Below are 21,661 nucleotides of genomic sequence, written 5' to 3'. Positions count from 1 at the left end.
GATGACATGATCGCGCAGTGGCGCCGCCGACCCTGTCCACCCGTCAGCTCAACCGCGCGCTGCTGGCCCGCCAGCACCTGCTGGAGCGCACCGACGCTGCCCCGCTCGAGCTGTTGGAGACGCTCGTCGGGCTCCAGGCGCAGGTGCCGTCCAACCCCTACGTGGCGCTGCACGCGCGCAGCGCCCGGTTCGATCCGGCGCAGCTGAGCGGGGCGATCGAGCGCGGCGAGGCCGTGCGCGCGTCGGTCATCCGGCCGACGATCCACCTGGTCACGCTGGGCGACGCGCGGCGGCTCGCCCCGCTCAACGCGCCGGTCATGGCCGGGGCCTTCCGCCCGCCGTTCGGGCGGCCCCTGGAGCAGGCCGGCGTGGATCCGGCCGACGTCGCGCAGGCGGGCCTCGCGCTGCTGCACGAGCACGGACCGCTGACCCGCGCCCAGCTGACCCAGCGGCTGGCGCCGCGCTGGCCCGACGCGCCCGGCGACGCGCTGGCCCAGGCCGTCACGTCGCTGAACCCGGTCTACCAGGTGCCGCCGCGCGGGCTGTGGCAGGCCAGCGCCCAGGCCACGTGGGCGCCGCTGCCCGACATCGACGCCGAGGGCGACCTCGACGCGCTCGTGCCCCGCTACCTGGCCGCCTTCGGCCCGGCCAGCGTCGCCGACATGCGCATCTGGTCGCGGCTGACCAACCTGCGCCCGGCCTTCGAGCGCCTGCGCCCGGATCTGCGCACGTTCCGCGACGAGCAGGGGCGCGAGCTGTTCGACGTCCCCGACGGCCCGCTGCCCGATCCCGACACGCCCGCGCCGCCGCGCTTCCTGCCCGAGTACGACAACCTGCTGCTCGGCCACGACGACCGGGGCCGGGTGATCGGCGCGGTCCGGACCGGCCGGGTCTTCCCGACCGGGACCTGGATCGGCCACCTGCTCCTCGACGGCTTCCACGCCGGCACATGGAAGCTCGAGCTGGAGGGCGACGCGGCGATCCTGCGCATCGACGCGGGCGCGGCCCGGGCCGACGTGGAGGCCGAGGCCGAGTCGCTGATCGAGCTGATCGCGCCGCGGGCCGGCCGGCGCGAGATCCGCTTCTAGGCGACCGGCTCGATCGTCTCGACCGGCGAGGGCTCGGCCTCCGAGCCGGGCATCAGCGGCTGCCCGCACTGCCAGCAGAACACCGCGCCACGCGAATGCACGGCACCGCAGGCCCGGCAGGCCCCCACGACGCCGCCGTCGGAGGCGGCCAGCAGTCGCTCGACCTCGCCCAGCTGAGCGTCGACCTCCTGCAGCTCGGCCGCGCGCCTGTTGAGCACGTCGAGGCGGTAGTGCTCGCGGATGGCCATCTCGTAGGTCAGGCCGCCAAGGTCGAACGTCAGCTGCGCGACGCGCTTGGCCAGCTCGTGGCGTTGCGCGCGCAGGTCGTCCAGCGGTGGGATGGAGGGCTGCGGCGTCATCCGATCGTCTCGAAGTCGGTCCCGCCGGCGGGCGCCTTGCTGTCGGTGGGCGGCAGCTCGCCGTTGCCGGTGGAGATCGGCTGGCCCTTCTTGGCCGCCTGCTCGATCGCCTTGTCCTTGGCCGCGCCCTCGGGGAGCGAGTCGGCGCTGACCGCGTCGGCGGGCGGCGCGGCGGCCTCCGGCGCCTTGGCGCTGTCGTCCTGCTCCTTGGCCGACGCCTTGTCCTTGGCCTTGTCCTTCGTCGGGTCAGCGACTGCGGACGTGTCGTCCGTCGCGGTCGTATCGGCGGCGGCGGTCGTCGTGCCGCCCCCCTCGACGCGCACCACGGTGGGCGCCGCCGCCTTGGCCGCGGCGGGCTGGGTCGCGTCGCTGCTCGTGGCCCAGTGCCCGATCAGCAGGCCGATCAGCAGCGTGCCCAGGATCAGCCCGGTCAGCGCCAGGATCGGCGTGTTCTGACGCAGCCAGCCGTTGACGCCGGGCTCCCGCGGCGCACCGGCGGCGGCGACGGCCGTCGCGGGCGGCAGCGGCGGCGCCGGGATCGACGGCCCGGCGACGTCCTGGACGAGCACGTCCATGAACTCCATGCGGGCGTCCGGCCGGCGCGTCCCGCAGTACAGGCAGTAGCGCTGCCCGGGCACCAGCGGCGCGCGGCAGTCGCGGCAGGGCTCGGCCAGCCCGTCCTGGGTCTCGGTCGCCGTGTCGGTCACGAGGCCTCCTTCACGTTGGGCGCGACGGTCAGATGGACCTTCGCGCCCTTGGGATCGCCGACGAAGTACAGACGGAAGCGGGGCGGCTTGGGCGGATCGCCGGGCACGACCTTGGGCACCAGCGCCCGGCCGGCCGCGACGATCCGCTCGCCCTTGGTGGCCACCGCGAAGATCGGCAGGTTGAGCTGCGTCGCGTCGGTGTGGTTGACGATGGTGCCCGTCAGGTAGGCGCCGCCCTCCGCGTCCTCGAAGTGGACATCGGTGGCCTTGACGTCGGGGATCTCGGCCACCGGCGTCGCGCTGCCCACCTTGACCGAGACCTTCTTGGCGCCCTGCTCGGCGCCGAGCAGCTGATCGTTGACCCACCACACGTCGTCGCCCTTCTCCACCAGCGCGACGCGCTGCAGCGCGGGCTGCAGCCCGTTGGCGTCGTTGCGGTACAGCGAGGCGCCTTGGGCGTCGGTCACGTCGATCAGCACGGGCACGTCGGCCTGCGGCGCGCCCGCGTTGTCGAGCTGGACCACGGCGGCCAGCGCCCCGTTGGCGCGCAGCAGCGTGGCCTGGGCGACCTTGACGTCGGGGTTGGGCTGGCCCAGCTTCAGCGTGCCGGCGTCCTGCATCGCGTGCTGGCCCTCGGCCTCGATCTTCGCGCTGCGGTCCTGGTTGGACTCGCACGCGGTCAGCGTCAGCATGGCGGCGGCCCCGAGGATGGCGAGCGGCAGTCCACGGATCACCCGAACGCCCCTGCGACGTAGTCGCGCGTGCGCTGGGCGCGCGGCGCCTCGAACACCTGGCGCACGTCGCCGTACTCGACGAGGTCGCCCAGGTACATGAAGGCGACGCGGTCGGCGACGCGATGGGCCTGCGCCAGGTTGTGGGTGACGATCACCACGGCCAGGTCCTTGCGCAGCTCGCCGATCAGCTCCTCGATGACCGCGGTCGAGCGCGGGTCCAGGGCCGAGCACGGCTCGTCCATGAGCAGGACCTCGGGCCGCGTGGCGATCGCCCGGGCGATGCACAGGCGCTGCTGCTGGCCGCCCGACAGGCGCAACGCGGGGCGATCCAGGTCGCCGGCCAGCTCGTCGTACAGGCCGGCCCGCCGCAGCGCGTCGACGATCAGCGGCTCGAGCTCCTTGCGCCCCGGGCGCTTGCGGTTCTGCACCCGGATCGCGTAGGCGATGTTGTCGAAGATCGACATCGGGAACGGGTTGGGCTGCTGGAAGACCATCGAGATCCGCCGGCGCAGCGCGGTCACCTCGATCTGCTCGACCTCGTCGCCGTCGAGCAGCACGCGGCCGCCGCGCCAGGCGGTCGGGGTCGACTCGGTCAGGCGGTTGAGCGTGCGCAGCAGCGTCGTCTTGCCGCAGCCCGACGGGCCGATCAGCGCGAGCACCTCGCCCTGATGCACGGCCAGCGACACGCCCTTGACCACCTGGTTGTCGCCGTAGTTGACGGTCAGGTCCTCGACGCGCATCCGCTCCGGCCCGCTGCCCGAGCGGCGCGTGACCGGGACCAGCGGATCGACGGCGGGGTCCACCGGCCGCGGCGTCGTGTCGACACGCACGCGGCGGACCGGCGGCGGCAGGCGCGGCTCGGCTTCGTCGACGATCGGGTCGATGGCGCTCACGGCGCGACCTCCATGCGGGAGCCACGGCGTCCGATCCAGTCGGCGGCGGCGTTGAGGGCGAGAACGATCAGGAGCAGGACGAACGCCGCCGCGTAGGCCTTCTGCGGCGCGTTGCCCTCGCCGGCGGGCGAGGCGACGTAGACGTAGCTGGTCAGCGTCGAGCCGGTCCCCTTGAGGATGTCCAGCACGGGGATGTTGCCCTGGCCCTCGAGGCGCAGGGTGGCACCGAGCAGCACCACGACGATCGCGGTGTCGCCGACGATGCGGCCCATGCCCAGCGCCGAGCCGGTGACGATGTTGTGGCGCACCTGCGGCAGCAGCACGGTGCGGATCGTGCAGATCTTCGTCTTGCCCAGCGCCCAGGACGCCTCGCGCATCTGACGCGGGATCGCCTGCAGGCCCTCGCGCGTGGTGTTGAACACGTAGGGCAGCGCGATCAGCGACATCATCGCCCCGGCCGCGATGAACGAGCGGCCAAACACGCCGCCGCCCGATGCGGTGAACGACAGCGGCGCGAAGATCCCCATCTGGAAGATGGCCAGGCCGAAGATCGCGATGACGATGTCCGGCGTGCCGGCGATCACCTCGATGCCCGACTCGACCAGGCGGGCCAGGCCGGCCGGCTTGCCGTACTCGACCAGCCACAGCGCGCTGCACACGGCCAGCGGCACCGCGATGGCGATGCCGATCACGGTGAGCAGGACGGTGCCCAGCACCGGGTCGAGGATCCCGCCGGTCTCGCCCTGGGCCAGGCCCGGCGTCGGGTGGCTGAACAGCAGGTCGATGTTCAGGTACTGGATCCCCTTGACCGCCATGAAGATGACGATCGCCGCCGCGGTGATGACCACGGACAGCCCGCAGGCCCAGGCCAGGCCGAGCGCGATCCGGTGGCGGATGGGCCAGGTCGAGACCGGGTCCTTGCGCGGCTTGGGGCGGGTTGCGCGGGGAGCGGTGGCGACGGCCATCAGACGCGGATCCCCTGCCGGCGCATCGGCAGCTTGGCGATGTATCCGCCCACCGACAGCACCAGCGACGAGAACAGCAGCAGCAGCGCGAACGCGTAGATCGTCGACTTGATCGGGGGCGCGTTCATCGCGTCGACGTTCTCGACCATCGTCGCCGCGACGGGGCGCAGCGGCTCGAACACGTAGGTCAGGCCGTCGAACAGGTTCGGGGCGAACCCGCGCGAGCCCGACACCATCGAGAGCATGATCGCCTCGCCCAGCGCGCGGGCGCCGGACAGGACGGCGGCGGCGATGATCGCCGGCCGCGCGGCCTTGACGGAGATCGACCAGACGGTCTCCCACCGGTTGGCGCCCAGCGCCTCGGAGCCCTCGGTCCACCCGCGCGGAATGGCGCGCAGGGCGTCGACGATGATCGCCACCATGATCGGCACGACCATGACCATGAGGATCAGGCAGGCCACGCCCAGGCCGGTGCCGTCGAGCTGGACGACGAACTTCACCGACTCCTTGCGTTCGGTGCCGATCAGGTGGTTGTTGAAGAACGGGACCAGCACGAGGATCCCGATCAGGCCGTAGATGACCGAGGGGACCGCGGCCAGCAGCCGGACCGCCGGGATGATCGCGTCGCGCAGCCGCTTGGGCGCGAACTCGACGATGAAGATCGCCGTGAACAGCGACACGAGCAGGCCCAGGCCGACGGCGACGACGCTGGTCAGCAGCGTCGCGTAGACCAGCGGCCAGGCGCGCAGGTGGTAGGCCTCCGCGGGCGGGTTCTGGCCGACCTGGATCATCGAGTCCAGCTGCCGGTCGACGTTGCCGCCGGGACCCAGCCAGCCCACCCAGCCGTTGGCCTTCAGCGTCGGCCAGGCCTTGATCGTCACGAAGACGATCATCAGCAGGATCAGGACGAGGACCAGGCAGGCGACGACGCCAAGGCGTCGCCCAGCCTGCCGGTCCGTCCACGGCTCTCGAAGCCGTCGCAGCATCGCTACCGGTGCCTCGTCGGTGGGCCCGCCTCAGCTCCCGAGCAGGATCCACTTGGACGCGATGATGGCCCGCGCCTTCTTGGACTTCTGGATCCAGTTGATGAACTGCGCCGACGCGCCCGTGGCCTGGCCGCGGGTGACCTCGTAGTAGTTGCGCACGGCCGGGTACTGGCCGGACTTGGCGCCCTGCAGGTTGCAGGCGACGCCCTCGTAGGGAACCGCGTGCACGTTGGGCTGCGACGCGTACCAACCGGAGTTGAAGCCGATCGCGTTCTTGTCGCTGGCCACCGTCTGCTGGACCAGGCCGTCGGACGGCTTCAGCGCCGCCAGACTGGAGATCGTCTGGCCGCCGAGCAGCAGCGACTGGACGAGCGGGGGCAGCGACGAGGCCGACGTGCGGCCGATCAGGTTGATCGGGCCCGTCACCTTGGCGCCGGGAACCTCGCTCCAGTCACGCACCTTGCCAGTCCAGATCGCGATCGCCTGGTCCTTGGTCAGGTTCGGCAGCGGGTTGGCCGGGTTCGTGTCGAAGCAGAAGAAGTCCTTGGCGATCGGGTAGAAGACCAGACCGCTGGGATCGCTGTCGCGGGGGTCACGAGCGGCGTTGCCGATCGTCACGCGGCCGGCGGCGGCGTCCTGGATGCCGACCTCGCCGCCACCCTGGGCCAGCTTGATCTGCACCTTGCCCGGGTTCTCCTTGACGTACTGCTTGGCCAGCAGGGCGACGAGCGGGGCCGACCCGGTGGCGCCGCTGATGGTGATGACCGACGGCGCAGCCGCGGCGAAGGCGGGGACGGTGAGGGCGATGACGCCCACCGCGGTGATGGACGCCGCCAGACGGCGAACGGAGGTCATACGAGAAATTCCCTTTCCTCATCTTGCAAGTTGATCTAGTGGGGTTTTAGCATAACTTCACTATCCCGATGGACTTTTCGTTGTTTGCCACGGCTGGCTCGGATGCCTGCCCCGAGTGCGCCGCCGCGCTCGCCCCTGACCAGCGCTATTGCCTGCACTGCGGTGCCCGGGTGGGCGCCCCGCGCGTCGACCCGCTGGCCGAGCTCGGGCTCGTCGGTCTGGCCCCGTTCGGCGTCCAGGCGGCGGTCCTGGCCGCCTCCGCCGATCCACAGCCGGTCGCCCGGCGGCGCGTCTCGCGACCGCTGGCCGTCGTCCTGGCCACGCTGGCGCTGACCGTCGGCGGGGCGCTGGGCGCGACGATCCACGGACCCGCGACGTCGCTGGCCGCGGTCGAGCAGGCCGGCCCGATCGTGGTCGTCGACGCTGCCCCGGTCGCCGCGCCGGACGCCGCCAGCGCCGAAGGCGACCGCGCGACGGACGACGTGGACCTCGGCGGGGACGGCGGCGGCGGGGTCGGAGGAGGCGGCGGCGACCTGGACTCGGGCTTCGTCGATTCGGGCTTCGCGGACTCCGGCCTATCGGGCGCGCCGGTCGCCGCCACACCGAGCCCCACGCCGAGCAGCGGCACGCCGACGTCCGGCACGCCGACCCCGTCGGGATCACCGACGCCGTCGGGCTCCCCCACACCGACGCCGACGACCGCCACCGAGCCGACGCTCCCGTCGGTCGGGCACGTGTGGGTGGTGTCGCTGACCGGCCAGGACGCCAGCGTCTTCACCGACCAGACCCGCGCGCCGTACCTGGCCGGAACGCTCGTGCCGCAGGGCACGCTGCTGAGCGACTACCGCGCCGTGGGCGCCGGTCAGCTGGCCAACGGGGTCGCGCTGCTCAGCGGCCAGGCGCCAAACTCGGCGACCGAGGCCAACTGCCCGACGCCGAGCGACGTCGCGCCGGGCGTGCTGGACCCCAAGACCGGCCTGGTGTCGGGAACCGGCTGCTTCTACGCCGCCGACGTGCCGACGCTGCCCGGCCAGCTCGCCGCGGCGGGCCGGCCGTGGAAGGCCTATCTGGGCGCGTTGCCGAACCCGTGCGGGGCACCGGTTCCGGCGCCCGCGCCGGCGCCGGCGCCCGCGCCCGATCCGGCCGCCGCGGCGCCCGGCTACGTGCCGGCTCGCAACGCGCTCGCCGCCTTCCACGGGCTGGCCGAGCCGAGCGGCGCCGGGTGCGTGCCCGGCGAGGCGGAGCTGGGCGCGTTGGCGCCCGATCTGGCCGACCCGCCGGCGCTCAGCTGGATCGTCCCGTCGGCCTGTGACTCGGGGGCCGTCGAGCCCTGCGTCGAGGGTGCGCCGGCCGGAGCCGCCGCGCTCGACGCGTTCCTGGCCCGCACGATCCCGGCGATCCAGGCCAGCGAGGCCTACCAGCAGGACGGCCTGATCGTGGTCACGTTCGACGTCGGGCCCGCGCCCGCCGCCGGCGCGAGCAGCAGCGAGCCCGAGCCGGTCGGCGCGCTGCTCGTCGGTCCCGGCGTGCGGACGGCCACGACGGTCGCCACGGAGGCCGACCACTACGGCCTGCTGCGCACGCTGCAGAAGCTCTTCTCCCTGACGCCGACGGGTCACGCCGCGGATGCCGAGACGTTCGGCGACGCGGTCTGGGCCCCGGTCGCGTCGCCCACCACGAGCACCACTTCCACCACAACCACCACGCGTCCCTGACATGGAGGTCGCATTGCCCCACACACTCCCGTCCCGTAGCCGGATCCTCCTGGGGGCGCTCGTCGCCGCCGTGCTGGTCCTCTCCCTGACGGCGACCAACGGCTACGCCGACGACAACGCCAACAACTACACCTGCATCGGCCAGACCCGTCTGGGCGAACCCGTCGATGGCATCGACGGCACGCAGGTGCGCTACTCGTTCGGCTGCAACGGACCGATCCTGGGCTACCAGATCGCCACCAACGTCGAGGCCGGCAGCTTCGACACGGACGTGATCGTCCTCGACCAGCAGGGCGCCGCGGTGACCACCGACTCGTTCACCTGCAACGCCTTCCTGCCCACCTGGGGCATCAACTGCGTCGGCGTCTACTCGGGCGGGATGAACCGCGTCGTGGGCCAGTTCGCCATCGACGTCAAGTCGATCTGCGACGAGCCCCGCGTGGATCCCCTCCTGACCGTCGTCTACGCGACGGCCGACGCCAAGGGCAAGGTCACGCAGTACATCTCCGGCCCCTACGACCTCGGCCGCCCGCACGGCTGCCCGCGGTCCAAGACCGGCGGCACCAACCGCGCCCCGGCCGTGATCGACACCCCGGCCACGACCACCACCGCCAAGGCGAAGACCAAGACCAAGGCGGAGGCCAAGAAGGCCAAGTCCAAGGGCTGAGCCCGCGGCGGTCCCGCACCCCGCAGCACCTCGAGGGCCCGGCAACCGCCGGGCCCTCGGCGTTGCGTCAGGCCAGGGCGCCGAGCACGAGGTCGTCGTGCTGGGCGGGCTTGACCTTGCGCAGGACGTCGGTGACCACGCCGTCGGCGTCGATCACGAACGTCGTGCGCTCGTTGCCCATGTACGTGTTGCCGTACATCGACTTCTCGACCCACACGCCGTAGGCCTCGGCCACCTCGTGGTCGGCGTCGGCCAGCAGGCGGAAGTTCAGCTCGAACTTGTCGTGGAACTTCTTGACCTTCTTGACGGGATCGGGCGAGATGCCGACGACCGTGGCGCCCTTGGCGTCGTAGTCGGCCACGTGGTCTCGCACGCCGCAGGCCTGCGTGGTGCACCCCGGCGTGTCGGCCTTGGGGTAGAAGTAGACGACCACGGGACCCCCGCGCAGGGAGGACAGCGTGAGCTCCTCGCCGTCCTGGTCGGGGAGGGTGAAGTCGGGTGCGGTCTGGCCGGTTTCGATCATGCGCGGCACGCTACCCCGTGATCGCCGGCGGACCGGTGGACGGCACAGAATTGGTGCAGAGGCGTGCGTCCGGCGGCACAGAACCGCGTCGCGTTCAGACCCGCCTCCCGCGCGGCGCAGTTTTCCGCTCGCTGCGGCGCGAGATCGAGTGGAATAGCGCGGTGTCCCAGCCGGGCGCCTACCAGCAGGAGCTGAAACGGTCGCTCGGTGGCTTCCAGGTGTTCGCGATCTCGTTCGCGTTCATCTCGGTCGCGGTGGGCGTCTTCGGGACCTACGACGACCTGCTCCGGCACGGCGGGCCGGTCGCCGTCTGGCTGTGGCCGATCGTCGCGGTCGGGCAGACCCTGATCGCGCTGGTCGTCGCGCAGCTGGCGGCGCGCATCCCGCTGAGCGGGTCGTCCTACCAGTGGGCCTCGCGGCTGGCCAACCCACGGATCGGCTGGGGCTTCGGCTGGCTGACGTTCCTGTACCTGGCGACCGCCAGCGTGACCGTCGCCAACGTCATGGCCAGCCAGGCGTTCATGCCGCTGCTGGGCATCGCGCCCGACGAGGGCACCGCGCGCCTGCTCACGCTGGCCATCCTGCTCGCCGCCGCGCTGGTCTCGATCGGCTCCACCCGCCTGGTGGGCTTGCTCAACACCAGCGCGGTGGTGGTCGAGTTCTCGCTGATCCTCGTCATCGGGGTCGCGCTGGTCGTCGCGGTGCTGGTGTCGGGCGACGGGAGCGCGGACAACCTCACGTCCCGCGGGGTCACCGCGGACGCCGACGACTACCTCGCCATCGGCGGCGGGCTGATGCTCGCCACGCTGATGGGCCTGGGCACCCTCACCGGCTTCGATGCGGCGGCGAACCTGGCGGAGGAGGCCAAGGATCCCTATCGCAGCGTCCCGCGCGCGATCGTCGGGTCGGTGGTGGCCGCGGCGGTCCTGGGGCTGCTGTTCACGATCGTGCTGACGGTCGCCATCCCGGACATCCCCGCGGTCAGCGAGAGCGGGCCGGCGGTCGCGACGATCCTGCGCGAGCAGCTCGGCCGAGCCGGGGAGAAGGCGCTCCTGGTGGCCATCACGTTCTCGTTCTTCGCGGCCGCGGTCGTGATCATGACCAGCTGCTCGCGGATGATCTTCGCCATGTCGCGTGACGGGCGCTTCCCCGCCCACACGGTGATGCGGCGCGTCAACCCGGTCACGCAGACGCCGATCCCGGCGACGCTGCTCGTCCTCGCGCTGGGGATCGTCCTGATGGTCGCGCTGCCCGGCAACGCGCTCGACGAGCTGCTCTCCGCGTCGACGATCCTGCCGGCCGTCACCTACGGCGCGATCGTCGTCCTGTATCTCGCGGTGCGCGGACGCCTGGATCGCCGCGCCGGCGCCTTCGACCTCGGCCGGGCCGACCTGCCCGTCGCGGTCGCCGCGCTCGTGTGGTCGGCCGTCGCGATCTGCTTCCTCACGTTCCCGGCGAACGCGGCGGCGCTCGTCATCGACGCCGGGCTGCTCGCCCTCGGCGGCGTCTACTTCCTTCTGATGTTGCGGTTCAACCGCGGCGTGCTCGACCGCGAGTGCTAGTGGACGAGCGCCTTGAGCGCGATCAGCCCGGTGGCGATCAGCCCGACGAAGAGCGCCTGCAGCAGGGAGCGGCCCAGGCTCATCCGGGCCAGTCGGGCGGCGGCGAACCCGTACAGCGCGATCAGGCCCAGGCCGGACCACTGCGCGTAGTCGAACGCGTCGTCGTCGTCGATCAGGCCGACGATGGCCAGCAGGAAGAACACGACCGGGAACGCGATGCCGAAGGCGACGGCGGCGACGTTGCGCAGCATCCCGTGCACCTCGGCCGCGTTCGGCCGGCGGCCGCGGCGGGCCTCGTCGCCGATCCACTCGCTGTACAGCTCGGCCAGGGCGACGGCCACGGCCGTCCCGATCAGCGTCGACACGACCACGGCCGACGATGGCGGGTGGCGCTCCAGCGTGAGCAGGACGGCCAAGCCGATGATCGAGCCGTAGATCACGCGCGTCACCTGACGCGAGCTCAGGTGTGCGGCGATCGCCTGCCTGGTGGTCTCCCGCCAGGCGGTCATGGTCGGACCGATCGCATTACGGCAAGCATGTCGGGCGCGCGGCGGTCGCACAAGGCGAGCAGCCCAGGCCTCGTCGGCGTAGCGTACGGCCATGAGCGCCATCGGCATCGAGCCCGTCGAGCATCCCACGGTGGCGCAGCGCGCCGCGGCGGGCAAGGCGGTGCGCGCGGAGGTCCCTCGCCGCGCGCACGCGGTGTGGGAGCCGTCAGACCAGCGCCGTAGCCCGCTGGAGATCCTGCAGGAGCAGGCCGCCACCCGCGTGCCCGAGCTCGTGCCCGTCCGCTACGGGCGCATGCTCGTGTCGCCCTTCACGTTCTACCGGGGCGCGGCGGCGATCATGGCCGCCGACCTGGCCACCCAGCCGCACACCGGCCTGATCACCCAGCTGTGCGGCGACGCCCACCTGTCGAACTTCGGCGCCTACGCGGCCCCCGACCGCACCCTCGTCTTCGACCTCAACGACTTCGACGAGACGCTGCCCGGGCCGTTCGAGTGGGACCTCAAGCGGCTGGTGGCCAGCTTCGCGGTGGCCGGCCGCGACCGCGGCCTGTCCGACCGGGAGCGGACCACGGTGCTGCTGGCGGTCGCGCGCGCCTACCGCGAGGCGATCTTCCGGTTCGCCGCGATGGGCAACCTCGAGCTGTGGTACTCGCGGGTCGACGTCGAGGCGCTGCTGCTCGGGTTCGCCGACCGGGCCACGAGCGCGCAGCGCGAGCGCGCCCGGCGCAACCTGGAGAAGTCGCGCGCGAAGACCAGCATGCGGGCCTTCGCCAAGCTGACCGAGCTCGTCGACGGCCACCCGCAGATCCGCGATGACCCGCCGGTGCTCACGCGCATCCACTCGCTGTTCCCGCCGGAGATGCACGACGAGCTCAACGCAACGGTGCACGAGATGGGCCGCTCCTACCGCGCCACGCTGTCGGCCGACCGCTGCGCGCTGATGGAGCGCTTCCGCTACGTCGACGCGGCCCGCAAGGTCGTCGGCGTGGGCAGCGTCGGCACGCGCGCCTGGATCATGCTGCTGCTCGGCCGCGACGACGACGACCCGCTGTTCCTGCAGTTCAAGGAGGCCGAGGCCTCCGTGCTCGAGCCCTACCTCGGCGCCAGCGCCCACGCCAACCACGGCCAGCGCGTCGTCGAGGGCCAGCGCCTGACGCAAGCGGCGACCGACGTGATGCTCGGCTGGCTGCGCACCACCGGGCCCGACGGCGTCGACCGCGACTACTACGTGCGCCAGCTGTGGGACGGCAAGGGCTCGGCGCTGGTCGAGCTGATGAACGCGACCGCGCTGGAGGTCTACGGCGAGGTCTGCGGGCGCACGCTGGCCCGGGCCCATGCCCGCGGCGGCGACGGCGTGGCCATCGCCGCCTACCTGGGCCGCAACGACACGTTCGACCGCGCCCTGGCCCAGTTCGCCGAGGCCTACGCCGACCAGAACGAGCGCGACTACGCCGTCATGCGGGCCGCCGTGGACGACGGCACGATCGACGCCCTGACCGGCGTCTGACGCCGAGCCGGAGCGGCACGCCATGCGCAAATGGGTCCCCCTGGCCATGCTGGCCTCGGCGCAGTTCGTCATGGTGCTCGACACGAGCGTCATGAACGTGGCGATCTCGCAGATCGTGGCCGATCTCGACACGTCGATCCAGGGCGTGCAGACCGCCATCACGCTGTACACGCTGGTGATGGCGGCGCTGATGCTGCTGGGAGCCAAGCTCGGCGACATCCTCGGGCGCAACACCGCGTTCGCGATCGGACTGGGCATCTACGGCCTGGGGTCGCTGACCACCGCGCTGAGCCCGAGCCTGGCGGTCCTGCTGATCGGGTGGTCGGGCGTGGAGGGCTTCGGCGCCGTGCTGGTGATCCCCGCGATCGCGGCGCTGACCGCGGCCAGCTACGAGGGCCGGGCGCGGGCGCTGGCCTACGCGCTGCTGGGTGGCGTCGCGGCGATCGCCGTGGCCGCCGGCCCGCTGATCGGCGGATGGGTGACCACCGAGCTGTCGTGGCGCTACGTGTTCGCCGCGGAGACCGCCGTGGTCATCGTCCTGTTGCTGCTGCGCGGCCAGATCCCGCGGGCACCGGCGGCCGCCCACCGGCCCCGCCTGGACATCGTCGGCGTCGTGCTGTCGGCCGGCGGCCTGGGCCTGATCGTCTTCGCGATCCTGCGCAGCAGCGTGTGGGGCTTCGTCCAGCCCCGCAACCCGCCGACGATCGGGGACAGCCAGTTCACGCCGCTGGGCTTCTCGCCCGTCCCGCTGTTCGTCCTGTGCGGCCTGGCCCTGCTCGGCGCCTTCTCGCTGTGGCAGACCCGCCGCGCCCGGCTGGGCCAGGACCAGCTGCTGGACATGACCCTGCTGCACTCATCGCAGCTGCGCGCCGGGCTGTCGACGCTGCTGGGCCAGCAGCTCGTCCTGATGGGCACGTTCTTCGTGATCCCCGTCTACCTGCAGGTCGTGCTCGGCCTGGACGCCTTCGAGACCGGCAAGCGCCTGCTCCCGCTGTCGCTGTCGATGCTGGCCTTCGCCCTGCTGGGCCCGCGCCTGGCCACGCGCAGCTCGCCGCGCATGGTCGCGCAACTGGGGCTGCTCGGCGTCAGCGCCGGCGCGATCGTGATGCTCGCCACGCTGGACGTGCGGCTGAACGACACCGGCTTCAAGGTCGCGCTCGCGCTGATCGGCGCCGGAGCCGGGCTGCTGGCCTCGCAGCTGGGCAACGTGATCATGTCGTCCGTGCCCGCCGCGAAGACCAGCGAGGGCGGCGGCCTGCAGGGCACCGCCCAGAACCTCGGCGCCTCCCTGGGCACGGCGATCGTCGGCGCCGTCCTGCTCGCGTCGCTGACCACGGGGTTCACCGAGCGCGTCGCCGCCAACCCGGCAGTTCCCGCCCCCGCGCGCGAGGCGATCGTGGCCCACAGCGCGTCGGGCATCGACATCGTCCCGGTGTCGGTGGTGGAGCAGGCGGCGAAGGAGGGCGGCCTGGCCCCCGCCGAGGCCAGCGCCGTGGCCGCCAGCTACGGCGACGCCCAGCTGGAGGCGCTGCGCCTGGCCCTGGGCGCCGTGGCCGTCACCGCGCTGCTCTCGCTGTGGTTCACCCGCCGGCTGCCGACGACCGCCCTGGACACCGCCACGTGATGCCGTCGCGCGTAGCCGTCATCGGCGCCGGACCCAGCGGCATCGTCGCCGCCAAGCACGCGCTCGAGGCCGGGCTGGAGCCGGTCGTCTTCGAGGCCAGCGACGATCTCGGTGGCCAGTGGCACACGACGGCCGCGCACAGCGGCGTGTGGCCCGGCATGCGCACGAACACCAGCCGCGCGATGACCGCGTTCTCGGACTTCGACGCGCTCCCCGACCTGCCGCTGCATCCGTACGCCGAGCAGATCCACGCCTACCTGCACGCCTACGCCGACCACTTCGGCGTCACCTCGCGGATCCGCCTGCGCACGCCCGTCGCGCACGTGTCCCGCGACCACGTCGTCGATGGCGAGCGCTTCGACGGCGTGATCGTCGCGTCCGGGCGCTTCCGCAAGCCGTGCCTGCCGCCCGGTCTGGACGCGTTCGCCGGCGAGGTGCGCCACGCGCTGCACTACCCGGGCGCCGAGCCGTACCGCGGCCGGCGTCCGCTGGTCTACGGCAACGGCGTCAGCGGGCTGGAGATCGCCTCGGACCTGGCCACCGTCACGAACGTCGTCTCGTCGTTTCGCAAGTCGCGTTACGTGATCCCCAAGGTCGTCGACGGCGTCTCGTCGGACTGGCAGTGGTACACCGCGTTCGGCGCCCTGGAGCGGCGCCATCTGCCGCGCGACACGCTGGGGCAGACGATCCGCGACCGCGTGCTGCGCGTGGCCGGCCACCCCGCCGCGTTCGGCGCGCCCGCGCCGCACGAGGACTTCTTCACCGCCGGGATCTCGCTGTGCCAGGACTACCTGGCCCAGATCGCCGACGGGTCGATCGTCTGCCGACCGGGAATCGCGGCGATCGACGGGCGCGCCGTGACGTTCACCGACGGCGCGGTGGAGGTCGTCGACGCGATCGTCTGCGCGACCGGCTACGAGGTCGACATCCCCTATCTGGACGCCGACGTGTGGTCCGTCCTGGGTCCCGACCTGGAGCTGTACCTGCGCACCTGGCACCCGGACCTCCCCGGGTTCGGGTTCGTCGGCCAGTTCCCCGCGCAGGGCCCGTACTTCCCGCTGCTGGAGCTGCAGGCGCGCTGGATCATCGCGACCTGGGCGGGCGACGCACCGCCCCTGGACGCCGACCGCATGCGCGCCGCGATGGCCACGCCGCGCCCGCCGCTGGAGGCCCACAACGCGCTGGCCGTGGCCCTGGCCGAGGAGCTCGGCGTCGCTCCCGACCCGCTGGCCCGGCCCGAGCTGGCCGAGGCGCTGCTGTTCGGGCCGCTGCTCCCGCCGCGCTACCGGCTCGACGGACCGGGTGCCGCACCCGACGCGGCCGAGCGCTTCCGCACACAGCTGCAGGCGTCGCCCCGCACCGCGCTGGACCCTGCGGACCTCGAAGCCCTGCGGTCGTTCGGGCTGGCCGAGATCGCCGACGTGATCGCGCGCACCGCGCCCGGCTGAACCCGCGCCAGCCGTGGCGGTCGCATCCGGCTACTTCAGCAGCCGCGACAGCCGCCGGTCCTTGAGGACCTTGCCGCCCGTCTGCTCGGCCGGGCAGTAGCTCATCACGTAGTCCTCGTAGAAGACCGCTTCCAGGGTGGTGCCGCAGCGCGGGCACGGCTCGCCCTGGTGGCGGTGCACGAGCAGCGGGAGCGGGAGCTTGTCGGGGATCGGCAGGTGCACGACCTCCTCGTAGTGCTCGATCGCCCCGGCCAGGGTCTCGACGATCGCCGCGCGCAGCGCCGTCGCCTCGTCCTCGGACAGGTCGTCGCCGCGCTTGAAGGGCGACAGCTTGGCCCGCCACAGGATCTCGTCGACCCACGAGCGGCCGATGCCGGCGATCACGCGCTGGTCGCGCAGCAGCGTGTGCAACGGGCGCGGGGCCTTCAGGACGGTGGCCAGGTCCTCCGGGGGGTCGGGCCATGCCTCGGGGCCGAGGGTGGCCACCGCGGGGTCGGCGTCCACCTCGCCATCGCGCAGCACCTTCACCCAGGCGGCCTGCTTGGTGCCGAACTCGCGCAGGCGCAGCTCACGCCCGTCGTCGATGCGCAGCAGCAGCCGCGACGTGCGGTCGCGCATCGACGCGCGCTTGTCGTACAGCTGCAGGCGGCCGGCGGACATCAGGTGGATGAGCACGTGCAGGTCGCCGCTGACGTCGACCACGAGGTGCTTGCCGATGCGCCACACGCCCTCGATCTGCGTGCCGTCCAGCGCGTGCAGCGGCGGGTCGAAGGTCTTCAGCGCGTTGAGGCCCGGCGCCATCGTGGACTCGATGGTCGCCCCCCGCAGGGCCGCGTCGAGCCGGCGCGCGGTGATCTCGACCTCGGGGAGCTCCGGCATCCTCCCTCTGAGGGTAGTGCGGGCGGTGAAGATGCTGGAAATGGGCCTGTTCGACGACGGCCCGCCCGCCTAGGCTCGCGGGCGATGCCGACCCTGCGCCTGCGCGACGGCCGCCGTCTGGCCTACGCCGAGCTCGGCCCGCCCGACGGCACCCCGGTCGTCTACGCGCACGGCCTGCTGGCCTCCAAGCTGCGCGGGCGCGATGCCGTCGAGACCGTCCTGCACGCGCTCGGCGTGCGCTGGGTCGTCCTGTACCGGCCGGGGTTCGCCGGATCGGACCCGCACCCCGGGCGCGTCCCGCTCGACTACGCCGCCGACCTGACCCAGGCCGCCGACCGGCTGGACATCGAGCGCATCCGCATCGTCGGCGTCTCGGCCGGCACCCCGTACGCGCTGGGCGCCGCCGCCACGCTGCCCGACCGCGTCGCGCGCGTCGCCCTGGTCGGCGCGATCGCCCCGCCCCACGCGCTCGACCTGCGCGCCGAGGGCGGACCGCTCCAGCGCGCCGCCTGCCGCACGCTGCTGACCGTCGTCCCACCGGGGCGCAAGCCCCGCGCGGCGGCCGCCGACCTGCGCACGCTGACCGGCCCGTGGGGCTTCGACCCGTCCGATGTGCGCCAACCCGTCGGCCTGTGGCACGGCGCCGACGACGCCACCGTCGGCGTCGCCCATCAGCGCTGGCTGGCCGCCGCGCTGCCCGCCGCCGAGCCGATGCTCTGCGCCGGGGCCGGACACCTGTTCTTCCGCCAACGTCTGCGCGACGTGCTTTCGGAGGTGCTGGTCGGGTAAGCCTCCGCTCCATGGCTTTGAGACGGTTGGCGATCATCGGCGGCGACGCAGCGGGCATGAGCGCGGCGGCGACCGCCCGCCGCAAGGACCCCGACCTGGAGATCGTCGCGTTCGAGCGCGGCGGTCTGACCAGCTTCAGCGCGTGCGGGATCCCCTACTACGTGGCCGGGCTGGTCGAGGACGCCGACGACCTGATCGCCCGCTCGCCCGAGCAGCACCGCGAGCAGGGCATCGACGTGCGCATCCGCCACGAGGTCCTGGGCATCGACCTGGCCGCGCGGACGCTGACCGTGCGCGACCTCAACGCGCGCAGCGAGTCCACCGAGCCGTTCGACGAGCTCGTCATCGCCACGGGCGCGACCGCCACGCCGCCGCCGATTCCCGGCGTCGAGGCGACCGAGGCGGCCCGGACGATCGACGCCGGCATGCGCCTGCGCGAGCAGGTGCTGCGCGGCGGCGCCAACGCGGTGGTGGTCGGCGGCGGGTACATCGGGCTGGAGATGGCCGAGGCGCTGGTCGAGCGCAACCTGCGCGTGACCCTGATCGACCAGGCGCCGCAGCTGATGACCACGCTGGACGCGGACATGGCCAGCCACGTCCAGGACGCCTCCGAGGGGCACGACATCGACGTGCGCCTGAGCGTCCAGCTCGAGGAGGTGCTGCTGGACGCCGACGGCCGGCCGCGCGGCGTGCGCACGTCTGAGGGCGACATCGCCGCCCAGCACGTGGTGATCGCCACCGGTGTGAAGCCGGAGACGACGCTGGCCGAGGCGGCGGGCGTCGCGCTGGGCTCGACCGGCGCGATCGCCGTCGACGACCATCAGCGCGCCGGCGACGGCGTGTGGGCCGCCGGTGACTGCGTCGAGTCCCACCACCGGCTGCTCGACCAGCCGGTGAACATCCAGCTGGGCACGCACGCCAACAAGCAGGGCCGCGTCGCCGGCGTCAACCTGGCCGGCGGCGACCTCGCCTTCCCCGGGGTGATCGGGACCGCGATCACGCGCCTGTGCCACCGCGAGGTCGCGCGCACCGGCCTCAACGAGCGCGAAGCGGCGGCGGCCGGCATCGACGTCGTCACCTCGATCACCGAGAGCGACACCCGCGCGGGCTACTTCCCCGGCTCGGCCTCGATGTGGATCAAGCTCGTCACCCGCCGCGCCGACGGCCGGCTGCTGGGCGCGCAGATCGTGGGTGCGCCGACCGCGGGCAAGCGCATCGACACGTTCGCCACCGCGATCTGGGCGGGCATGACGGTCGACGACCTGCAATGGGTGGATCTGTCCTACGCGCCGCCGATGTCGGGCGTGATGGACCCCGTGCTGGTGGCCGCGCGCGCGGCGGCTAGCTCTTTGCGCTGAGCAGCGCCGTCAGGCCCCGGCGCAGCGCCTCGCGCGCGTCGTCGACCGACAGGCCCTGCTGGGTGCGCAGCGCGTCCCAGCCCGAGAACGAGCACAGCGCCGCGACCGCCGCACCGAGCACGTGGTCGTCGCGCAGCTCGGGCGAGAACAGCCGCCACGTCTCGCGGCGCTTGAGCGAGCGCAGCGACGCGACCCCGGCCTGCGTCGTCTGGCTGAACGGCTCCAGCAGGATCGCGGCGCGCCGCAGCGGGCCGATCAGCTCGTAGATGCGCGCGCGCTGCTCCACGAACGCGTCGATGCGCTCGGCCAGCGGCGCGTCGGGCCCGGGCAGCTCGCCCCACTCCTCGCGCAGCCGCATGCCCTGGCGCTGGCCGACCGCGTCGAACAGCCCCTCGCGATCGCCGAAGTGGCCGAACACGGTGCGCTCGGACACCCCGGCCCGCGCGGCGATCTCCTCGATCGACGGCTGCGGCAGGCCCTCGTCCAGCAGCGCCAGCAGCGCATCGACCACCAGCTCGCGGGTCCGCAGCGCGCGAGCGGTGCGCCCGTCCATCAGCCCGCCAGCAGCGAGAGCTCGCGCGGTTGCAGCAGGGCCATCAGCTCGCCCTGGGCGCCGCGCAGGCGGATGCCGGCGATCGCGCCCTTGCGCAGGTCGGCGCGGGCGCCGGTCAGGTCGTACAGGAGCTGCTCGAAGGACGGGTTGTGCCCGACGATCAGCACGCGCGTGTCCGGGTCGCCGGCCACCAGCTCGAGCGCGTCGTCGCGGTCGAACCCGTCGCCCAGCGGCTGGTGGACGATCGGCTCCTGCCCCAGCGCCCCGCAGGCCAGGACGGCCGTGTCCCAGGCGCGCACCTTGGGGCTGGAGAAGACGTGGTGGATGGGCAGCTCGAGGCGGGCCAGAGCCTGCCCGGCCGCGCGCGACTGATCCTCGCCGCGCGGGGTCAGCCGGCGTTCGGGGTCGGGGCGGGCGTCGTGGGGCTCGGCCTCGCCGTGCCGTAGGAGCCAGAGCTGCTGAGCCATTGCGCTCGCAGGCTACTGGCGCGCGGACACTAGGCCTTGGGGAACGCCTTGGTCGTGGCGCCGTGGTAGACGGTGCCGTCGGGCGCGGTCCACAGCGTGCGCCAGGTGCGCTTGTCGCGCCGCGTGCCGGTGCTGTGCCAGTAGCCGGCCGCGTCGGTGGTCAGCGTCTTCAGCGTCTTCCAGGCGCCGTTGCCGTCGCGCTGCTGGAGCACGACCGGCGTGGCGGCGGTGGCCGTGCGCACCTTGCCCCAGAAGCGCACGCCCGTGCGCCCGGACTCGGCGGCCACCAGGGGCAGCCGGAACCCGTCGAACGCCGGCTTGCGCTTCCCGTTGGCCAGCTCCAGGCCCGACTCGAAGCCCGGGAAGGCCGACTGCGCCAGGATGCCGCCCCCGCCCTTGGTCGACTTCAGGTCGTCGCGCAGCAGGTACTGCGAGAACGAGGCGACCCGCGGGTTGTCGTAGGCCAGCTTCTCGGAGATCGCGTAGTACTGCGGCTGGGTGGCGAGCGGCACGCCGAGCAGCTTGTCGGGGTAGGACTGCACGCCGAACTCGTCCAGGAAGATCGGCAGGTCGTCGCGCACGACGCCGGCGCGCGCGGCCAGCTGCAGCGCCCGGTTGAGCCGGCCGACGACGCCCATCGTCACGTCATCGGGGTTCTCGGGCTTGAAGAACGGGCCCTCGCGCGTGGAGTAGGAGTGGTGCGCGTAGCCGTCGGTCGGCAGGTTCGTGCAGTTGCCGGCCCGCTTGTAGGTCTTGTCCAGGCACAGCGCCTGGCGCAGGAAGGCCAGCGGCGCGACGACCTTGCCGGTCCCGCGCGGCGCGGTCTCGCCCATCAGCAGCGGCTTGGTCCCGTTGCCCGTGGCCCGCAGCGCCTTCCAGCCGGCCAGGAACAGCTGGCGGTAGAGCTTGCCCGAGACCGGCTTGCCCTTCTTGTCGTACTGGGGCAGCAGGAAGTCGGGGTGGTTGGGCTCGTTCCAGATCGAGAACGTGTCGACCAGCCCGCCGTAGTGCTTGCCCACCGCGGTCATGAAGGCCTGGAACTCCGCGGGCTTGGGGTCGGTGACGTTGTCCTTGCGGCGCTTCGTCGCCCACTTGGGCACCGGTCCGGTGACGGTCAGCAGCACGGGCCAGCCACGTTCCTTCGCGGCGGTCAGCAGCGCGTCGAACTCGCCCCAGGCGTAGTTGGCCGGGTCGGTCAGGTCGACCGTCGGCTTCGTGCGCGAGGTCGGCGACGGCGCCACCTTGGTCCAGGTGAGGATGACCCGCAGCCGGTTGACGCCGAGCGAGGCGATCGTGTCCATCGCCGCCGGGCGGGTCGCGGGATCGAGCAGGTCGCGCGGCGCCTCGAAGGTCATGTACTGGTCCTCGTCCGCGTGGGCGGCGGCGGGAGCCAGCAGCGCCAGGAAGACGAGGGCGAGGGCGAGGATCGGCTTGGGCATCGGGAGATACAACGTTGCGCGGAAGCTAGGGTTG

Annotated in this window: 22 protein-coding genes; 9 read left to right on the top strand and 13 right to left on the bottom strand. The window is 72.8% G+C overall.

Translation table 11 applies throughout. From position 1 onward, the window contains the following. The first annotated feature begins 17 nt into the window (after window positions 1-17). Window positions 18-1,088 (top strand): winged helix DNA-binding domain-containing protein, encoded by a 1,071-nt coding sequence (locus tag ACZ5UI_RS23420; protein WP_464191628.1) that lies wholly within the window; start codon window positions 18-20, stop codon window positions 1,086-1,088. Here ACZ5UI_RS23420 and ACZ5UI_RS23415 read toward each other — a convergent pair. From ACZ5UI_RS23415 to ACZ5UI_RS23385, 7 genes are read right to left on the bottom strand one after another with little or no spacing between them, the layout of a single operon-like run. Next, a complete protein-coding gene (locus ACZ5UI_RS23415) occupies window positions 1,085-1,447 on the bottom strand; it encodes a hypothetical protein (RefSeq protein WP_464191626.1) in 363 nt (120 codons plus the stop codon). The genes ACZ5UI_RS23420 and ACZ5UI_RS23415 overlap by 4 nt on opposite strands. Continuing rightward, window positions 1,444-2,154 carry a hypothetical protein gene (locus ACZ5UI_RS23410; RefSeq protein ID WP_464191624.1) on the bottom strand — a complete coding sequence of 237 codons (711 nt, stop codon included), beginning with the start codon at window positions 2,152-2,154 and terminating at the stop codon, window positions 1,444-1,446. The genes ACZ5UI_RS23415 and ACZ5UI_RS23410 overlap by 4 nt, the downstream gene beginning before the upstream one ends. Further along, the gene (locus ACZ5UI_RS23405; protein WP_464191621.1) at window positions 2,151-2,888 is read right to left on the bottom strand and encodes a hypothetical protein; all 738 of its coding nucleotides are present in this window, start codon (window positions 2,886-2,888) and stop codon (window positions 2,151-2,153) included. The genes ACZ5UI_RS23410 and ACZ5UI_RS23405 overlap by 4 nt, the downstream gene beginning before the upstream one ends. Next, window positions 2,885-3,781 (bottom strand): phosphate ABC transporter ATP-binding protein, encoded by an 897-nt coding sequence (locus tag ACZ5UI_RS23400; protein WP_464191619.1) that lies wholly within the window; start codon window positions 3,779-3,781, stop codon window positions 2,885-2,887. Before ACZ5UI_RS23400 ends, ACZ5UI_RS23405 begins: the two co-directional genes overlap by 4 nt. Next, complete coding sequence (locus tag ACZ5UI_RS23395) at window positions 3,778-4,746, bottom strand: PstA family ABC transporter permease (protein ID WP_464191617.1); 969 nt, start codon at window positions 4,744-4,746, stop codon at window positions 3,778-3,780. The genes ACZ5UI_RS23400 and ACZ5UI_RS23395 overlap by 4 nt, the downstream gene beginning before the upstream one ends. Next, window positions 4,746-5,732 carry a PstC family ABC transporter permease gene (locus ACZ5UI_RS23390; protein WP_464191615.1) on the bottom strand — a complete coding sequence of 329 codons (987 nt, stop codon included), beginning with the start codon at window positions 5,730-5,732 and terminating at the stop codon, window positions 4,746-4,748. The genes ACZ5UI_RS23395 and ACZ5UI_RS23390 overlap by 1 nt, the downstream gene beginning before the upstream one ends. Before the next feature lie 30 nt (window positions 5,733-5,762). Continuing rightward, window positions 5,763-6,587: a substrate-binding domain-containing protein gene (locus ACZ5UI_RS23385; protein WP_464191613.1), complete on the bottom strand. Its 825-nt coding sequence runs from the start codon at window positions 6,585-6,587 to the stop codon at window positions 5,763-5,765. Window positions 6,588-6,757: 170 nt separating this feature from the next. Here ACZ5UI_RS23385 and ACZ5UI_RS23380 point away from each other — a divergent pair, with 170 nt between their 5' ends. Both ACZ5UI_RS23380 and ACZ5UI_RS23375 read left to right on the top strand, forming a co-directional pair. Beyond that, window positions 6,758-8,302 (top strand): alkaline phosphatase family protein, encoded by a 1,545-nt coding sequence (locus ACZ5UI_RS23380; protein WP_464191611.1) that lies wholly within the window; start codon window positions 6,758-6,760, stop codon window positions 8,300-8,302. A 70-nt stretch (window positions 8,303-8,372) separates the two neighbouring features. Continuing rightward, window positions 8,373-8,969: a hypothetical protein gene (locus ACZ5UI_RS23375; protein WP_464191609.1), complete on the top strand. Its 597-nt coding sequence runs from the start codon at window positions 8,373-8,375 to the stop codon at window positions 8,967-8,969. A 67-nt stretch (window positions 8,970-9,036) separates the two neighbouring features. Here ACZ5UI_RS23375 and bcp read toward each other — a convergent pair whose 3' ends face one another. Continuing rightward, a complete protein-coding gene (gene bcp, locus ACZ5UI_RS23370) occupies window positions 9,037-9,492 on the bottom strand; it encodes a thioredoxin-dependent thiol peroxidase (protein ID WP_464191607.1) in 456 nt (151 codons plus the stop codon). Between the two features lie 161 nt (window positions 9,493-9,653). Here bcp and ACZ5UI_RS23365 point away from each other — a divergent pair, with 161 nt between their 5' ends. Next, on the top strand, window positions 9,654-11,054 hold the full coding sequence (locus ACZ5UI_RS23365; RefSeq protein WP_464191605.1) for an APC family permease: 1,401 nt from the start codon (window positions 9,654-9,656) through the stop codon (window positions 11,052-11,054). On the opposite strand, the gene ACZ5UI_RS23360 is transcribed toward ACZ5UI_RS23365, so the two are convergent. After that, window positions 11,051-11,563: a hypothetical protein gene (locus ACZ5UI_RS23360; RefSeq protein WP_464191603.1), complete on the bottom strand. Its 513-nt coding sequence runs from the start codon at window positions 11,561-11,563 to the stop codon at window positions 11,051-11,053. The genes ACZ5UI_RS23365 and ACZ5UI_RS23360 overlap by 4 nt on opposite strands. 91 nt (window positions 11,564-11,654) lie before the next feature. Here ACZ5UI_RS23360 and ACZ5UI_RS23355 point away from each other — a divergent pair, with 91 nt between their 5' ends. Genes ACZ5UI_RS23355 through ACZ5UI_RS23345 form a run of 3 tightly spaced genes read left to right on the top strand, consistent with a single transcriptional unit; the run spans window position 11,655 to window position 16,142 of the window. Continuing rightward, window positions 11,655-13,070, top strand: a complete 1,416-nt coding sequence (locus tag ACZ5UI_RS23355) for a DUF2252 domain-containing protein (protein ID WP_464191601.1) — start codon at window positions 11,655-11,657, stop codon at window positions 13,068-13,070. A 22-nt stretch (window positions 13,071-13,092) separates the two neighbouring features. Continuing rightward, the gene (locus tag ACZ5UI_RS23350) at window positions 13,093-14,694 is read left to right on the top strand and encodes an MFS transporter (protein ID WP_464191598.1); all 1,602 of its coding nucleotides are present in this window, start codon (window positions 13,093-13,095) and stop codon (window positions 14,692-14,694) included. Next, window positions 14,694-16,142: a flavin-containing monooxygenase gene (locus tag ACZ5UI_RS23345; RefSeq protein ID WP_464191596.1), complete on the top strand. Its 1,449-nt coding sequence runs from the start codon at window positions 14,694-14,696 to the stop codon at window positions 16,140-16,142. The genes ACZ5UI_RS23350 and ACZ5UI_RS23345 overlap by 1 nt, the downstream gene beginning before the upstream one ends. A 30-nt stretch (window positions 16,143-16,172) precedes the next feature. Here ACZ5UI_RS23345 and ACZ5UI_RS23340 read toward each other — a convergent pair whose 3' ends face one another. Then, the gene (locus ACZ5UI_RS23340; protein ID WP_464191593.1) at window positions 16,173-17,021 is read right to left on the bottom strand and encodes a DNA-formamidopyrimidine glycosylase family protein; all 849 of its coding nucleotides are present in this window, start codon (window positions 17,019-17,021) and stop codon (window positions 16,173-16,175) included. 84 nt (window positions 17,022-17,105) lie between these two features. Here ACZ5UI_RS23340 and ACZ5UI_RS23335 point away from each other — a divergent pair, with 84 nt between their 5' ends. After that, window positions 17,106-17,810, top strand: a complete 705-nt coding sequence (locus tag ACZ5UI_RS23335) for an alpha/beta fold hydrolase (RefSeq protein WP_464191591.1) — start codon at window positions 17,106-17,108, stop codon at window positions 17,808-17,810. An 11-nt stretch (window positions 17,811-17,821) separates the two neighbouring features. Beyond that, a complete protein-coding gene (locus ACZ5UI_RS23330) occupies window positions 17,822-19,168 on the top strand; it encodes an FAD-dependent oxidoreductase (protein WP_464191589.1) in 1,347 nt (448 codons plus the stop codon). Here ACZ5UI_RS23330 and ACZ5UI_RS23325 read toward each other — a convergent pair. The 3 genes from ACZ5UI_RS23325 to ACZ5UI_RS23315 are packed head-to-tail and all read right to left on the bottom strand — an operon-like array spanning window position 19,152 to window position 21,627. Then, the gene (locus ACZ5UI_RS23325; protein WP_464191587.1) at window positions 19,152-19,721 is read right to left on the bottom strand and encodes a TetR/AcrR family transcriptional regulator; all 570 of its coding nucleotides are present in this window, start codon (window positions 19,719-19,721) and stop codon (window positions 19,152-19,154) included. The two genes, ACZ5UI_RS23330 and ACZ5UI_RS23325, sit on opposite strands and share 17 nt — an antisense overlap. Then, on the bottom strand, window positions 19,721-20,188 hold the full coding sequence (locus tag ACZ5UI_RS23320) for a SixA phosphatase family protein (protein WP_464191585.1): 468 nt from the start codon (window positions 20,186-20,188) through the stop codon (window positions 19,721-19,723). Before ACZ5UI_RS23320 ends, ACZ5UI_RS23325 begins: the two co-directional genes overlap by 1 nt. Window positions 20,189-20,217: 29 nt before the next feature. Continuing rightward, window positions 20,218-21,627 (bottom strand): hypothetical protein, encoded by a 1,410-nt coding sequence (locus ACZ5UI_RS23315; protein WP_464191583.1) that lies wholly within the window; start codon window positions 21,625-21,627, stop codon window positions 20,218-20,220. Between the last annotated feature and the right edge of the window lie 34 nt (window positions 21,628-21,661).

The organism is Conexibacter sp. JCM 18997, from assembly GCF_055391915.1.
This window is presented reverse-complemented; position numbering and strand designations above follow the sequence as displayed.